Source organism: Bacillus sp. N6 (assembly GCF_052805735.1).
Map to the genome: position 1 here is coordinate 2,173,514 of NZ_CM127843.1, position 13,896 is coordinate 2,187,409.

Annotated in this window: 19 protein-coding genes and 1 pseudogene; 15 read left to right on the forward strand and 5 right to left on the reverse strand. The window is 32.1% G+C overall.

The annotated features are described in order from the left end of the window. Position 1 precedes the first annotated feature (1 nt). Positions 2-157 carry a DUF3930 family protein gene (locus ACUXVC_RS11145; RefSeq protein WP_000431486.1) on the reverse strand — a complete coding sequence of 52 codons (156 nt, stop codon included), beginning with the start codon at positions 155-157 and terminating at the stop codon, positions 2-4. A gap of 149 nt (positions 158-306) precedes the next feature. Here ACUXVC_RS11145 and ACUXVC_RS11150 point away from each other — a divergent pair, with 149 nt between their 5' ends. The 5 genes from ACUXVC_RS11150 to ACUXVC_RS11170 all read left to right on the forward strand — a co-directional run bounded on the left by ACUXVC_RS11150 (position 307) and on the right by ACUXVC_RS11170 (position 3,050). Then, complete coding sequence (locus ACUXVC_RS11150; RefSeq protein WP_000658451.1) at positions 307-486, forward strand: YozD family protein; 180 nt, start codon at positions 307-309, stop codon at positions 484-486. A gap of 110 nt (positions 487-596) precedes the next feature. Continuing rightward, a complete protein-coding gene (locus tag ACUXVC_RS11155) occupies positions 597-779 on the forward strand; it encodes a hypothetical protein (RefSeq protein ID WP_000473371.1) in 183 nt (60 codons plus the stop codon). After that, on the forward strand, positions 779-1,600 hold the full coding sequence (locus ACUXVC_RS11160; protein WP_098976035.1) for a serine/threonine protein kinase: 822 nt from the start codon (positions 779-781) through the stop codon (positions 1,598-1,600). Before ACUXVC_RS11155 ends, ACUXVC_RS11160 begins: the two co-directional genes overlap by 1 nt. After that, entirely contained in the window at positions 1,582-2,337 is a 756-nt protein-coding gene (locus ACUXVC_RS11165) for a sporulation protein (protein WP_000486630.1), read from the forward strand. Before ACUXVC_RS11160 ends, ACUXVC_RS11165 begins: the two co-directional genes overlap by 19 nt. Positions 2,338-2,414: 77 nt before the next feature. Continuing rightward, positions 2,415-3,050: a phosphatase PAP2 family protein gene (locus ACUXVC_RS11170; protein WP_000833369.1), complete on the forward strand. Its 636-nt coding sequence runs from the start codon at positions 2,415-2,417 to the stop codon at positions 3,048-3,050. Here the strand turns inward: ACUXVC_RS11170 and ACUXVC_RS11175 are convergent. The 3 genes and pseudogenes from ACUXVC_RS11175 to ACUXVC_RS11185 form a co-directional block, all read right to left on the reverse strand. Then, positions 3,040-3,921, reverse strand: coding sequence for a cation diffusion facilitator family transporter (locus ACUXVC_RS11175; protein WP_000380385.1), 882 nt, complete (start codon positions 3,919-3,921; stop codon positions 3,040-3,042). The two genes, ACUXVC_RS11170 and ACUXVC_RS11175, sit on opposite strands and share 11 nt — an antisense overlap. Before the next feature lie 352 nt (positions 3,922-4,273). Continuing rightward, the gene (locus tag ACUXVC_RS11180; protein WP_000658787.1) at positions 4,274-4,588 is read right to left on the reverse strand and encodes a thioredoxin family protein; all 315 of its coding nucleotides are present in this window, start codon (positions 4,586-4,588) and stop codon (positions 4,274-4,276) included. 265 nt (positions 4,589-4,853) lie between these two features. Then, positions 4,854-5,066: pseudogene (locus ACUXVC_RS11185) on the reverse strand (GNAT family N-acetyltransferase); the annotation flags it as partial. Between the two features lie 367 nt (positions 5,067-5,433). On the opposite strand from ACUXVC_RS11185, the gene ACUXVC_RS11190 reads away from it, so the two are divergent. The 4 genes from ACUXVC_RS11190 (at position 5,434) to ACUXVC_RS11205 (ending at position 7,507) form a co-directional block, all read left to right on the forward strand. Continuing rightward, the gene (locus ACUXVC_RS11190; RefSeq protein ID WP_141558529.1) at positions 5,434-5,709 is read left to right on the forward strand and encodes a hypothetical protein; all 276 of its coding nucleotides are present in this window, start codon (positions 5,434-5,436) and stop codon (positions 5,707-5,709) included. 143 nt (positions 5,710-5,852) lie between these two features. Further along, positions 5,853-6,104 (forward strand): DUF3947 family protein, encoded by a 252-nt coding sequence (locus ACUXVC_RS11195; protein WP_000500098.1) that lies wholly within the window; start codon positions 5,853-5,855, stop codon positions 6,102-6,104. A 137-nt stretch (positions 6,105-6,241) separates the two neighbouring features. Then, positions 6,242-6,778 carry a C1q-like domain-containing protein gene (locus tag ACUXVC_RS11200; protein WP_095690969.1) on the forward strand — a complete coding sequence of 179 codons (537 nt, stop codon included), beginning with the start codon at positions 6,242-6,244 and terminating at the stop codon, positions 6,776-6,778. Positions 6,779-6,931: 153 nt separating this feature from the next. After that, positions 6,932-7,507 carry a hypothetical protein gene (locus tag ACUXVC_RS11205; protein ID WP_053564576.1) on the forward strand — a complete coding sequence of 192 codons (576 nt, stop codon included), beginning with the start codon at positions 6,932-6,934 and terminating at the stop codon, positions 7,505-7,507. A gap of 693 nt (positions 7,508-8,200) precedes the next feature. On the opposite strand, the gene ACUXVC_RS11210 is transcribed toward ACUXVC_RS11205, so the two are convergent. After that, positions 8,201-8,395, reverse strand: a complete 195-nt coding sequence (locus ACUXVC_RS11210; protein ID WP_089170935.1) for a hypothetical protein — start codon at positions 8,393-8,395, stop codon at positions 8,201-8,203. Positions 8,396-8,660: 265 nt separating this feature from the next. On the opposite strand from ACUXVC_RS11210, the gene ACUXVC_RS11215 reads away from it, so the two are divergent. The 6 genes from ACUXVC_RS11215 (at position 8,661) to ACUXVC_RS11240 (ending at position 13,753) form a co-directional block, all read left to right on the forward strand. Then, positions 8,661-9,251 carry a hypothetical protein gene (locus tag ACUXVC_RS11215; RefSeq protein WP_000392281.1) on the forward strand — a complete coding sequence of 197 codons (591 nt, stop codon included), beginning with the start codon at positions 8,661-8,663 and terminating at the stop codon, positions 9,249-9,251. Positions 9,252-9,751: 500 nt separating this feature from the next. Then, positions 9,752-10,750, forward strand: a complete 999-nt coding sequence (locus ACUXVC_RS11220; RefSeq protein ID WP_095690968.1) for a glycoside hydrolase family 25 protein — start codon at positions 9,752-9,754, stop codon at positions 10,748-10,750. Positions 10,751-10,952: 202 nt separating this feature from the next. Continuing rightward, entirely contained in the window at positions 10,953-11,804 is an 852-nt protein-coding gene (locus ACUXVC_RS11225; protein ID WP_000727352.1) for a peptidylprolyl isomerase PrsA, read from the forward strand. Positions 11,805-12,221: 417 nt separating this feature from the next. Continuing rightward, positions 12,222-12,440: a hypothetical protein gene (locus ACUXVC_RS11230; RefSeq protein ID WP_000864277.1), complete on the forward strand. Its 219-nt coding sequence runs from the start codon at positions 12,222-12,224 to the stop codon at positions 12,438-12,440. Between the two features lie 248 nt (positions 12,441-12,688). Continuing rightward, the gene (locus tag ACUXVC_RS11235; protein WP_069355546.1) at positions 12,689-13,096 is read left to right on the forward strand and encodes a hypothetical protein; all 408 of its coding nucleotides are present in this window, start codon (positions 12,689-12,691) and stop codon (positions 13,094-13,096) included. 321 nt (positions 13,097-13,417) lie between these two features. Next, a complete protein-coding gene (locus ACUXVC_RS11240; RefSeq protein WP_069355547.1) occupies positions 13,418-13,753 on the forward strand; it encodes a YolD-like family protein in 336 nt (111 codons plus the stop codon). The last annotated feature ends 143 nt before the right edge of the window (positions 13,754-13,896 follow it).

Genomic DNA, 13,896 nt, shown 5'->3' on the forward strand with positions numbered 1-13,896 from the left:
ACTAGAAAGAGAGAATAAATTGAACAACAACATATGCAGTATAAGGTATGCCTACAACTATTAAAAAAATAAAAAGCCACTTTATAAGAGAGTCTGCCCATTGATCTTCATGCATGAACTCTTCTTTTGTTTGTCCTACTTCATATTGATTTTCCATTATTATTTCCCCCTTTGAATAGCTTGTACTACAATCGTATGCATCTCGTCCAAAGCTTATGACCTATAAAAAAATAAAATCTATTTTTCTAATCTCATATACATAATTTTGAGATTTTTTCATAAAACAGAAATAAAGGAGTGATGCTCATGAAGGAAATTGAAGTCGTGATTGATACGGAAGAGATTGCGGAGTTTTTTTATGAGCAACTAATTGAAAGAGGGTACGTCCCAAAACGAGAAGAGATTGAAGATCTCGCAGATATTACATTTGAGTATTTATTAGAGAAATGCATGATTGATGAAGTTTTTGATGAAGAGGATGAATGAAAGTAACGACGGGCATAACTCGTCGTTTTTTACTCTTTACAAACCTGTCACAAATATAGTCAATAATTATTGGTATAATGAAAAGGAAATTTTACTCAAGAGGTGAAGGAATGTTCAAAAAAATTATTGATTCTTTATTAGGAAAGAAAAAATATCGTTCGTATTCAAGTAGTGATTATCGTCGTAGAGGGCGCTCTTATTCAAGTAGCGATTATAAACGACGTTCATCTGGTTATGGACATCAACATTATAAAAGAAAACGTAAAAGCCGTAGCTTCTTTTCAAGTAGCTGATGAAATGGCGTCGTGTACTAGCTTTATTTGATAGACCACTGCGAAAAAATACAATTGTTGCAGAACGTTATAAAATTGAATCAGTAATTGGAATGGGCAGTTATGGGGTTACATATGTCGTTAATGATTTACAAATAAATAGATATAAAGTCTTAAAACAATTAAGACAAAGTAAACAAAGATATGAGTCTGGTAGAAAATCATTTGAACAAGAGAAAATGATTTTACAAACATTGAATCATTATGCAATTCCTAGTCTATATGATCATTTCATATGGGAGAAAAAGAGCTTCTTTGTAATGGAGTACATGCCTGGTAAAAATTTTGAAGATTATATTTTTATAGATGGGTATGTATATACAGAACGTGAAGTTTTTGAGATTTTATATGAAATATTAGAAATTGTATCGGTGTTTCATAGTGAAGGCATTATTCATCGAGATTTACGCATTCCAAACATACTAATGAAAGAAAATCAAATTAGTATTATTGATTTTGGATTGGCTAAATGGAAAGGTGAGGATGATGAGCGAGCTACAACTTACGAAGGTGAACAAGCTTTGATGCGAGAAATTCACTTTCGTAGTGACTTTTATGCGCTCGGTCATTTCTTATTATTTTTATTATATGCAGGATATGAATCTAATGAAAAAAAGGAAAAACCATGGTACGAGGAATTAACTTTGGAAAATTATAATCGCGAAATGCTTATGCGAATGTTACAAATAAATACGCCGTACTATGAGAATGTACAAGATTTAAAACAAGATGTAGCTTCTGCTTTAGAGAGGATGGAGACTCCATGTTTCAAAAGTTTTTAGCAAGCGTTGGTATTGGAAGTGCAAAGGTAGATACTGTTCTTGAAAAAGATGAGTATATTGTTGGGGAAGAAATAGTTGGAAAGGTTCATATAACTGGAGGTTCAGTTAGCCAACAAATTGAAAGCATTTACTTAACATTATCGACGTCGTATGTACGAGAAGTGGATGATAAAAAAGTAACAGCAACATATGATTTAGAGCGAGTACGCTTAACAGAACCTTTTTCTGTAGAACCGAATGAAAAAGTTGAAATTCCATTTTCTTTTCCAATGCCAATTGAAGCACCACTTACACTTGGTATGAAAACGGTTTGGATTCATACAGGTCTTGATATTAAACGTAGTATAGACCCAAGTGACCGCGACTACGTTCAAGTGTTACCCAATGCATTATTAAGTAGTGTTTTAAATAGTGTAAATGAATTAGGGTTTAAAGCACGTCATATAGAATGTGAAGAATTACCGCATCGATTACGTAAGCAAGTTCCATTCGCACAAGAATTTGAGTTTATTCCGGTTTCTGGAGAGCATTATGGGAAATTAGATGAATTAGAATTATTAATCTTGCCACGTGCATACGACCGACTAGAAATTATTATGGAAGTAGATAGAAAATCCCGTGGTTTAGCTGGATTATTCGCTGAGGCGCTTGATCTTGATGAGAAGGTGATTCGTTTTACCGTAACAAGAGAAGATATCCCTGAGATGAAGCAAAAAATTAATAATTATATTTTTTAATAAACTATGCATAAAAAAGAAATGGAGAGGAAAACTAAAACAACCGCTCCATTTTTTTGCATAGTGAGGTTATGTATGTGAAACGATATCGACATTTATACTTGCTAAGTTTTACGTTACTCATTTGTTTTGTCGTATTATCACTTTCGTATCATACCGCTTGTATTGAGAATTTTGACAATATAGTCGCACATTTTATTCAAAGCTTTCGAAACGATTATTTGACGACCTATTTTACTTGGGTGTCTTTTATCGGTTCCAAAAGAATATATTTTCCATTACTCATTATTCTTGTAATGTATTTTCTCGTTAGAAAAAAGTTGCTTAGTGCGTTACTTCTAACAATTAATTACTACGGATCTCGTTATTTAAACAGTATGCTTAAACTATGGTACGAACGAGCAAGACCTGATGTCACGCAGCTTGTTACTGCAACTGGATATAGTTTTCCGAGCGGTCATACGATGAATGCTACTGCTTTTTTAGGATTTATTGCATACGTCACAATTACTGAAGATCGTATTTCATTGCATAAAAAATTATTAATTATTCTTATAGCAAGCTTTGTTGTATTATCTATTTCAGTTAGCCGAATATATCTTGGCGTGCACTATCCATCTGACGTATTAGCAGGATGGGCAGCTGGCGGTAGCTGGCTCGTTTTATGTGTTATATTTCATAAAACGTTCATAAAAAAAGAACCTATGTCATAATAGGTTCTTTTTTCATTGGCTCAACATGAATGTGTGCATGGTAAATTCCAAACTTTTTGCGAAGCATAGCCTCGATATTGTCAGTAATACAGTGACTTTCTCCAACATCCATACGAGCATCTACTTCAATTGTAATATCAACGTACGTTTGATTCCCGTACATACGAGCTCGAATATCTACAATGTTTTCCACACCGCCAATATGCTCAATAGCATCAGCGTATTCCTCCATTTTATCAGGATCAATTCCATCTGTTAGCATATGAGAAGATTCTACGAAAATCTCCCATGCAGTTTTACAAATAATAAGACCTACAATTAAAGCGGCAATAGGGTCTAAAATAGGCATTTGGAACTGAGAACCGACAATACCTACTACAGTACCAATACTTACGAGTGCATCTGATAAATTATCCTTTGCAGCGGCTTCTAATGATTTACTTTTTGTTCGTGCTGCAATTTTTTTCGTATACAAATACACGCAGTACATAACGACAGCAGAAAATAAAGCAACCCATGCAGCGAGTACATTAGGTGCTGCTTGTTTCGGATTTAAGAAAGATTGAATGGCACTAATAACAACTTCTAATCCAACTGTTGCCATAATGAAGGACGCAACAAGTGATGCGATTTGTTCGGCCCGCGAATGCCCATACGGATGATCTGGGTCACGAGGTTTACGAGATATTTTTAGACCAATTAATATCGCTAAAGAAGCACCGATATCCGTTAAGTTATTTAAACCGTCAGCACGTAATGCACTAGAGAGGGTAATATAACTGATGATGATTTTCATAGAGGATAAAAATATGTAGGCCATAATGCTGACAATAGCACCTTTATCAGCTTCTTTATGAGAAAGAGTATCCATTTTAATCACTCACCTTTCTTTAAAGGAATTCTTTCTATAAATAGAGTATCAAACGAAAGTCGTGTGGGTCTATACAAACATTGTTGACGTTTTATAGCTTTTTAAGAAGGGGATAACAAAGTTTCGTGAAGGAAAAATATGTTGAAAAGTACAAAGTCAGGGTGTAAACCGAATTGGAGTTTATTTACTAAAGAGATAGGAGGGGAGATGGATGAGGAAACGAATACTTTTCTTACTATGTATTATTCTTATAATGACAAGGTGTAATTCATTAAACGATGAAAAACGTCAAAAGGTAAGTGTGAAAATAGATGAAAGCCCTCTGAAAAATATTTTCCAGAGGGCTTTTATTTTAGTATGCTTCTAAAAACTCAGTAACTTGCTCTTCAGTTTTTGCGTTAGCACTATGTAAGTGGCCTAACTTCTCACCATTTTGGTATACAAGTAAACTTGGAATACCCATTACTTGATACTCTTCAGCGATACTTGGAAACTCATCTTTATTAATAGAATACCATTCAAATTTATTGAACTCTTCCATTACATCTCCGATAAAGTTGTCCATACGTACGCAATCTGGGCACCATGTAGTAAAGAACTTAACAACTACAGGCTCCTCGCTTGCGATGATGTCTTTGAATTCTTGTTCTGTTTTAATTTCTTTCATAAGTAAAACTCCTTTCAATATCACACGAATTTATATGCAAAATTCGTATTTGCAAACATGTTGCAAACTTATTATTTGTTTTTTAGTTTTGTAGTTCGTTCACACTTATAAAATTGTATGTAACATGACTGCGCTACTAAGTGTGAAAATAACGAAACCTCACTTTTCTTTATAAGCTTTTTCCAGGATTGTGTCAAACTTTTGAATTTTATACAGAAATTAAAGAAGCCCACACTTTGATTGAGTATGGGCAGAGGGACTAAAATTAATCGCTTATTAATTTCGAATAGATATTTAAATCCATAAGCTTTCTAGCTGATTTTTCGCTCTTTCTCAGAGTACCTTCAAAAGTAAAGTTTAATTTTTCTAATACTTTTATGGAATTTACATTTGCAGGTTCAACTTTTGCTTCAACACGATTTAGTTTTAGATGTGTAAAAGCATAATCTAATAAAGAGGATATTGCTTCAGGTGCATATTATAGAAATAATCAGTGATTTATGGGGATTCCGATTGCTATTCATATTGATAGGATTGGTTTGCATCGGATTTGGCGTTGCTATTTTAATAGTAGAATTGTAGTGGAAGATAAGTAAAGGGCATCTAATTAAGATGCCTTTTTATATTAATTACCAAAATTGAATAGGGTTAGAAATTATATGGTTGTAATGGGAATTGAGGGATATGAATAAAAAATTTTATCCCGCATTAACGGGCAGTAAGCCCCCACTGATTAAAGTTTCACTTTATTAGGGATTTGCCTTAAACATTTATTACAGTCAAGAATATTTATAATAATATGAACTAAAAAAGGTCCAATTTTTGTAATGTTGGAGGGGATTATTGTGGACATAACTCAAAGCGTATCAAGAATAGTGGTTAATGGGAAAGACCTTTCTTTCATTTCAGTTCAAACCTCTGCATGGAATCATGGACCTGTAAATGATTTAATCGTTACGACGAATCAGAGAGTGAATGAGCTTTATCAATTCATGTGGTCACAAGTACCGGTTACGATTTCGGTATATTTCCTTCAAGGAGCGGATTTACTTAGGTTCGTTAGGGTTGCGGGAATTAATGAGCGTGTAACAGGAGAATATGTATATCATTTCATTTGGTGATAAGAAGGAGTCAAAGTAGTCTAGCAGCTACTATTTTATTTTGTCATTTGAATATAAGCGAGCGGACTAGCTTTATAGTACCCACTGAAATAAAGAATCATAATATAATTTGTAATAACTTATATGGAAGTGAGTTGAAAATCATGTTTTATTCATATTTTAATTCTGAAACTGGTATGCGACCAGCGTATGGTACATCTATAACGTATAGTGGAGCACAAAGTACAGTCCAAGCTATTCAACAAGCATTGCAAATGCAACAACAATTGCAAATGCAGCAGCAAGGTGTACAACCGTATTATTCATCCGTAGAGTATTTTTACCCAGTACATCAAGTTACACCGTACGGAAGTTCTTTTCTGACTATTCCATATGGGACTGTATACAACTTATAACTAGTAAGGAATGAAGTGGTGTATATAAATAAGGGTGCAGGTTAATAGCGCCCTTATGAATAATAAAAATAGCTAGTCCAAACCTTATAAATCAATCTTACATAATATGTAGTAATAAGTTTGAAAGGGGAATTAGTATGTCTTGTTATTACTACTGTAAGTATTGTAAGGAGTATAAAAAGAAGTATCATGATTGTTGTAAGAACACTTGTAAGTGCCATGATAACAAGGACAATCTTGTTAGAGCATCCGCATTTAGAGCTAGAAATACAGTAAATCAAAATGTTCCTGCTAATACTTTTGTGAAAGTGTTATTTCAAAATGAACAATTTGATTTAGCGAATGAGTATAATCCAGCAACATCTATTTTTATGCCGAAGACTAAAGGAGTATATTCTATTATTGGAACGATTGGTTTCTTTCCAAACGATCCAACTTTAAATTATAGAGCGCGTGTAGAAATTCGTGTGAATGGAAACGCAGCGATAGCTATAGATAATGACTTTTTTGGTCCAATAAGTTTTGGAAATGTAGTAAGTGTTTCGACGATTGTTCAATTGAATGCAGGGGATGAAGTTGAGATTTATGCACAAAGTAGTATAGATGGAGTTTTAAGTCCTTTAGAAGATGGTGCACATTTTGAAGCAGCAAGATTTCCTTCTCCAATTAAATAAAGTCATGAAACAATGAGTTTACAGAAGCTTAAAGGTAAACCCTCACCGAAATGGTGAGGGTTTTTTACTCTATTAAAAATAGTAACAGGTCGTCCAAGCTATTCTAATCTATATAGCATACTATGTAAAAATAAGTGTAAAGGGGGACTAACTATGTCTTATTATTACTGTAAGTATTGTAAAGATTACAAAAAGGAAAGTCATGATTGTTATAGGAAAAGTAGTAAATGTGATAGGAAGTATGTAAAGGTGAAGTGTTGTGATGATAAGAAAGAGGAGCTTGTAAGGGCATCGGCATTTAGAGCTGTGAATACAGTTAATCAACCTGTTCTAGCAAATACCCCTGTTAAAGTATTATTTCAAAATGAACAATTCGATCTAGCGAATGAATATAATCCAGTAACATCCATTTTCACTCCGAAAACTAGAGGGGTATATAATGTATTAGGAAATATAACATTTTCTCCAAATGATTTTAATGTGAATTACAGAGCTAGAGTAGAAATTCGTGTAAATGGAAATCCAGCAATAGCGATAGATAATGATTTCTTTGGAACAGGAGTATTTTTTAATAATGATGTTTCCGTAACTACTATTCTTCAATTAGAAGCAGGAGATTTAGTTGAAGTTTTTGCAGAAAGTAGTATTGCGGGCGTAATTATACAAAATGTTAATGGTTTAAATACGGTTCACTTTGAAGCAGCAAGATTTCCTTCTCCAATTAAATAAAACAGATCATTAAATATTTTTTAGTAGGTTTAGTTAATCCCCTTACCAAATGGTGGGGGATTATTATTGTTTTTCTAAAATATATAAGTAAATAGGTAAAGTATAGTTTAATTTTTAGAGGCTTCACCCTTCTTCAGGTAATGAACAAAATAATATGTAAATAAGTAACATGCTTCTGAAAACTCATTGTTAGTAAGTTTACTAGTTTTCTTATAGAACAAGAAAGACGGAATACATAAAAAATCGTATCATTACGTTTTTTTTACTATATAGAAATTACATATTGAACATAGATTTGTGTAGGCAATGCTAATACACTGAAAAGAATAACATAAAGGCGAGTGCACTATATAAAAACAAAATCAATCCTAAGATGAGTAGTATTGGATGCAGCTTGAACATATTTGACCTCCTTGTGTATATAAAGAATTTTAATATATTGTTGGTCAATTTAGAAGGGGGACGGTTACATAAAAAAAGAGCATACATAAAAAGTACGCTCTAAAGAAAGATAGGTTTTATGAGTGGATAATCTCCATACGATAATATATGTTCTTTTAATAAAAACGTGTAAAAAATCAATGAATTATCAATGGAATATCATAAAATGAGTAATTTTAGTTTAGGAATGCAGTTATTTTCTTTCTCAGTTATTTTAGGTAACAAAGTTGTGAAAATCGTACATTATGCGGACTAACAACGGGATAGCGATCGTACTTCAGTTACATATTTCTTAAAGTCTGGATATTGCGTGATAGTTTGACATCTAGGGGTGCATAGTTGATTAATTATAGACACATTTGTAATTACTTCGTTACAAGGACCGAAAAATGTAACTTTTAGCTTTGAATTTGGTGGGATTTTGAACAAGATAGGTTTTTTTTCCATGAAATCAGCTCCTAATATTGAGTATTATAAGTTAAAGGATATAGAGTCGTATTAGTATAATATGAAATTTCAGTGGATTTGCTTATAATAAAGAATTTCATAGTAGTAAAAGTGCTTAAAGATGTAAAGGGGAAATTGAAAATACGAAATAAAATGTTTAATTAATATAATCAATAAATACGCAAATGGTTAATATAACTAATGCATTTTTTAATTTGCTACATATTATGTTAGTAAGAATTGTATAAGGAGGTAGTATAAAATAGTGGAAGAAAATGTACAAGCTCAGCTTTCGCCACCATGGATCACATATTTTAATGAATTAAAAAATTCAATAGGTGCTGATCCAACTGTTACAGTTGGGCCGCTTATTCCTGTTGGTGGTAATTATATTATTTTAGTGCATGCGTTAAGTAATGAAAAAGCGAGAGCATTAGCAACGCTTTTAAAATCTTTTGTACAATTTGGGAATGTAAGTGTGACAGTTATTGTAACGAATAATGAGAATGAAATTGTAAATCCATTTCCTTGTCCACTAGATGCATTTGAAATAGCTCATTTATTTCAAGTAGCACTAGAAAATAATCCTTATTTTGAACAAGTTGTGGTACAGCCTCAGTTCCCTGGCGGACCGAATGTTGTCTTTCCGGTTTTCGCTGCGGAAGTCATTCAGTTTTTCAATGACGATATTTCTAACTTATGTCAAACGTTTACAGGTGTTGCTGCCAATGTATTTCGTGATGTAATGAATGATGAGGTTTGTGGTATCCCAATTCTATTTTCCACAAGTTGTGTTATGAGCAGTGAAAACTCACAATTACAAAATACAGATTTAGCACCAAAGTTGTTTTATTAAACTGTAAAAAGACATTTTCATGAATAGAAAATGTCTTTTTTATGCACCAATAGTGTGCAGATTGGACAATTGTAGGTTAGTAGGAATAATCTTCAATAAATTAAAAAAATTTCTGAATCTCAAATTTCATGGAAAGATAGTAATTTTGACTTAAGAATATATAGAAAATGAGGAATGATTTATATTAGCTGAAAGGGAATTGATATTGGAAGTTTTAATTTAATAATGTAGGGGGATGTTTTCTAATATCCGTAAAAATAATTGATACCTGGATTGATAGGACGAGATTACATAACAAATGAATAGTAGGGTATATTTCAAATATGAGAATGTTTTATATGGTATATATGTTAAAGTTAATAGAAATATTTCTGAAAGAGAATATATTTTTTAAAACAGTAACGATTCTTTTTATTTATATTATAGATAGCTAGTTTTAGAGAGATAAGGCTTACAATAAAACAAGCTATGAATAAGACATTAAAAAGGAGCTGGAATGTATGGGTTATATTGTAGATATTTCAAAATGGAATGGAACTATCAATTGGGATATTGCAGCATCTCAGCTAGATTTAGTGATTGCTAGAGTTCAAGATGGCTCTAATACGGTGGATTTTATGTATCAAAATTATGTTAGTGAAATGAAAAAGTATAGTATCCCATTCGGTAATTATGCTTTTTGCCGTTTTATATCTATTGCTGATGCAAAGAAAGAGGCACAAGATTTTTGGAATCGTGGTGATAAATCAGCTAAGTTTTGGGTGGCGGACGTAGAAGTTCAAACGATGGCAGATATGCAAGGCGGGACACAGGCATTTATTGATGAATTACGCCGTTTAGGTGCGGAAAAAGTAGGATTATATGTAGGGCATCACATGTATTTATCATTTGGAGCACGTAATATTGAAGCTGATTTCGTATGGATCCCTCGTTATGGAGGGAATAAGCCAGCATATCCATGTGATATTTGGCAATATACGGATTCAGGGAATGTTCCTGGGATTGGGAAATGTGATCTGAATCGATTAGTAGGAAATAAGTCACTTTCTTGGTTTATAGATTCGAACAAAGCAAATCAATCTAACATAGTGTATAAACAGCAACCGAATGGCATTGGTATTGCAGTTTCGAAATATCCTGATGGATACGGAATAAATTTATATGAGAACCCCATGAATCCTCAATTTACAGGTGCACTCACTCAGAAAATTCCATATTTAATCTTAACAGGCTATTGGGGAGGCGGTGAGCAAGATATGATTTGTTTAGGGAACGATAAGCAGTGGGCATATTTAAAACATTTTAAGGTGAAATGGTTTTATGCAACTTCGAAATATCCTGTCGGCTACAGAGTAAATTATTATGAAGAGCCTGAATGTATGAATTATAAAGGAAATATAGATGGATCGACATCTTTTCGAGTGTGGGGTAGAGTGGGAAATGCGGTAGATATCGGGCAGAATAGTTGGATACCTGAAGAACATGTAGGTATTAAGTAACTATAGCAGCCGTATTGTTTTTGAGGTGTATGTAAAGAGTCTTCTTACTATACATAATAGTAAGAAGACTCTTTATGTTTAAAAATGGAAATGCATGATACATAGTCAACTCATATGAAATGAATTACATGCAGAAAACACACTGTTTTCACAATGCCTGTGTATAGTTAATTTGCATAATGATAAAAGTGAGGTATTTGAATTGAAAAAGAAAAAAATATTTATTGGAACAATTATTTCATGCGTGATGCTAGCATTATCTGCATGTGGTTCTTCAGACAACGTAGTAACATCAAAAGTAGGAAATGTTACAGAGAAAGAATTAAGTAAAGAATTAAGACAACAATATGGAGAAAGTACTTTATATCAAATGATGTTAAGTAAGGCATTGTTAGATAAATATAAAGTTTCGGATGAGGAAGCAAAAAAGAAAGTAGAAGAAGCAAAAGATAAAATGGGTGAGAACTTTAAATCAACTTTAGAACAACTTGGATTGAAAAATGAAGATGAATTAAAAGAAAAAATGAAGCCAGAAATTGCATTTGAGAAAGCGATTAAAGCAACAGTCACAGAAAAAGATGTGAAAGATAACTATAAACCAGAAATGAAAGTAAGTCACATTTTAGTGAAAGATGAAAAGACAGCTAAAGAAGTAAAGGAGAAAGTAAATAATGGTGAAGATTTTGCTGCCTTAGCAAAACAGTATTCAGAAGATACTGGTTCAAAGGAACAGGGCGGGGAAATATCTGGTTTTGCTCCTGGACAAACAGTGAAAGAATTTGAGGAAGCTGCGTATAAATTAGATGCAGGCCAAGTAAGTGATCCAGTTAAAACAACTTACGGTTACCATATTATTAAAGTGACGGATAAAAAAGAATTGAAGCCATTTGATGAAGTAAAGGAAAAAATTCGTAAAGATTTAGAACAACAAAGACTACAAGATACGACAGGTAAATGGAAACAACAAGTAGTCAATGATTTATTGAAAGATGCTGATATTAAAGTGAATAATAAAGAATTTAAAGATACATTTAAATTTCTAGAAAAGAAATAATGATTGTAATCATAATTAGAAAAGGGAACTCATATAGAGTTCCCTTTTCTAATTAGTGTGTGAGTTATAAATAGATAGTAAGACAATACAATATTACATTTAAATATTAAGAATTACAATGGAAAATAATGGAATATAATTAAAGGTGCTATAACTATTTCAACGAAAGTGGATATTATACGGTTTTCATTATGCAAGTTTGTTACATATATTTATTCTTTAATAATGGATATCGAACATAATTTAAAAAATAATACATATAATGTTTTTGAATAAATATTTAATATGGATAATTAGTAAAAAGCTGAGCATTCGAATGGAAAGGATGTTCTTTTTGGTGTGAAAATTTTAGGATAAATAATGAATCGTATTAAACGCGTCATTTACCACATCAATAAATTAAGGTGGGGAGAATATATGAAAGTAATCTTTCAAGGAGAGGGCGGCGCGAAAATTTTTGAGTCATATGATGAAAATGTAAGTGATTTATTAGCTATATTAAAAGAAACGAAAGGGATTAAAATCGGAATTGTTGAGTATAAAGTGTTAAAGTACGAACTTAATTATTTTCGTCATCCGAAAAAAGCGGATACAGAGAGAGAGTTACATATAATAGTACAACCTAAGTATATGTAATGAAATATAATAATAAAAATCACTGATTCAGTTTTGTAAAGTTTCATAGAGTATGTAAGAAAAGAGAGTGTTGTAAATGCTCTCTTTTCTTATGCTTTGTGAGTTCGTTCATCATAGTATATGTGTTCAGTTATAGATGGTTAATAAACGAAAAAATTTAAAACTTTTTTGTTTAGGCAGGGATTTTATATTTGAGTAAATAAATATACTATGAAGTATTTTTTATACGAATATTGGAGGAGTATAAAATGAGTTTAGCAAGTTACATAGGCTGTAATGTAGAAATTCCGTTAACGGAGCCCGATTCTAATGATATAATTGTTTTTGGATCATGTTTTGCAGATGAAAGTATGCTTGAAATGGTACAAGAGTATCAATTCCAAACAAATTACATATATGAGGTTTCAACTAGTTGGGGAATTGAACTTGTCGAGTGGCAAAACGTAAAGGAAAAAAAAGAAGCGAAAGAAAAACTTTTAACTTTATGCAAGATTATGGAAGGTTATTTGGAAGATGGAGACTATATCGAATTATTCAGTTGTTGGGTTGGTGATGAAGATAAGGAACGAGTAGGGGAATTGAAATTAAAAATAAATCATTTTAATATAGATGAATTATGTATTCCAGAAAGAACATTAGTTAGGATAGAAAAATAAACATTGAAATATTTTTTAAGAAAAGGCGATTTCACTTTGTGTGAAGTCGCCTTTTAGTTGTTATATGTATTTTACATAAGAAATGAGAAGCTTATTTGATAAAGGAAAAAGTATGGAGATAAATAAAATTATGTTTTTTGTTAAAAAATAATAAGTATGGCTCTTCTCAAAAGAACGTAAGTTCGTGTATAATAAGAACTAATGTTCTTTTGAGAGGTAACCTAATTATAGTTTAGAAGTAAATCCGAGTTTAGTGCGTATTAAAAATAACTAAGGGATAGTATGGCTAAATAAATGTATAAATGATCAAGGAGATAAAAAATGAACGATGTAAAGATACAAAAAGAAGAAAGAGAGTGGGTTCCGTTTACAGTAATATCCGAACAACTTTTAAATATGAGAAAGATTATTGGAGAGAAATTAAAAGTACAAAAACCGCTTTTAACAAACGAAGCAAAAGAGAGAATTTCTGATAAATTATTAACGTCATTACTGTCTGAGAAAGAAATATTGGTAACATATTTTGAAGATGGTTACATACTAACAAGCTACATGACTGTTGTACATATCAATCCGGTAAAACAAATTGTAATTTGTACAGACGCCTTTTATAAAACTTACGTATTTAACGCTATGGATATTATTGAAATAACGTAAAAGAAGCTGAATATTAAATGGCAGCTTCTTTTATTTCTGATTTATGAGACAAATAATACAAGAAAAAGCAGCTAGCTTCGTGCTAGCTGCTGAGCCCCAGGGAAAGGGAGAAAAAGATAGGGTACTCCAAAATCAACAAGAGC

What these genes read in the sequence shown, in the direction of transcription:
- ACUXVC_RS11145 (WP_000431486.1), bottom strand. Translation starts at nt 157, where the DNA reads ATGGAAAATCAATATGAAGTAGGACAAACAAAAGAAGAGTTCATGCAT.
- ACUXVC_RS11150 (WP_000658451.1), top strand. Translation starts at nt 307, where the DNA reads ATGAAGGAAATTGAAGTCGTGATTGATACGGAAGAGATTGCGGAGTTT.
- ACUXVC_RS11155 (WP_000473371.1), top strand. Translation starts at nt 597, where the DNA reads ATGTTCAAAAAAATTATTGATTCTTTATTAGGAAAGAAAAAATATCGT.
- ACUXVC_RS11160 (WP_098976035.1), top strand. Translation starts at nt 779, where the DNA reads ATGAAATGGCGTCGTGTACTAGCTTTATTTGATAGACCACTGCGAAAA.
- ACUXVC_RS11165 (WP_000486630.1), top strand. Translation starts at nt 1,582, where the DNA reads ATGTTTCAAAAGTTTTTAGCAAGCGTTGGTATTGGAAGTGCAAAGGTA.
- ACUXVC_RS11175 (WP_000380385.1), bottom strand. Translation starts at nt 3,921, where the DNA reads ATGGATACTCTTTCTCATAAAGAAGCTGATAAAGGTGCTATTGTCAGC.
- ACUXVC_RS11180 (WP_000658787.1), bottom strand. Translation starts at nt 4,588, where the DNA reads ATGAAAGAAATTAAAACAGAACAAGAATTCAAAGACATCATCGCAAGC.
- ACUXVC_RS11195 (WP_000500098.1), top strand. Translation starts at nt 5,853, where the DNA reads ATGTTTTATTCATATTTTAATTCTGAAACTGGTATGCGACCAGCGTAT.
- ACUXVC_RS11200 (WP_095690969.1), top strand. Translation starts at nt 6,242, where the DNA reads ATGTCTTGTTATTACTACTGTAAGTATTGTAAGGAGTATAAAAAGAAG.
- ACUXVC_RS11205 (WP_053564576.1), top strand. Translation starts at nt 6,932, where the DNA reads ATGTCTTATTATTACTGTAAGTATTGTAAAGATTACAAAAAGGAAAGT.
- ACUXVC_RS11210 (WP_089170935.1), bottom strand. Translation starts at nt 8,395, where the DNA reads ATGGAAAAAAAACCTATCTTGTTCAAAATCCCACCAAATTCAAAGCTA.
- ACUXVC_RS11220 (WP_095690968.1), top strand. Translation starts at nt 9,752, where the DNA reads ATGGGTTATATTGTAGATATTTCAAAATGGAATGGAACTATCAATTGG.
- ACUXVC_RS11230 (WP_000864277.1), top strand. Translation starts at nt 12,222, where the DNA reads ATGAAAGTAATCTTTCAAGGAGAGGGCGGCGCGAAAATTTTTGAGTCA.
- ACUXVC_RS11235 (WP_069355546.1), top strand. Translation starts at nt 12,689, where the DNA reads ATGAGTTTAGCAAGTTACATAGGCTGTAATGTAGAAATTCCGTTAACG.
- ACUXVC_RS11240 (WP_069355547.1), top strand. Translation starts at nt 13,418, where the DNA reads ATGAACGATGTAAAGATACAAAAAGAAGAAAGAGAGTGGGTTCCGTTT.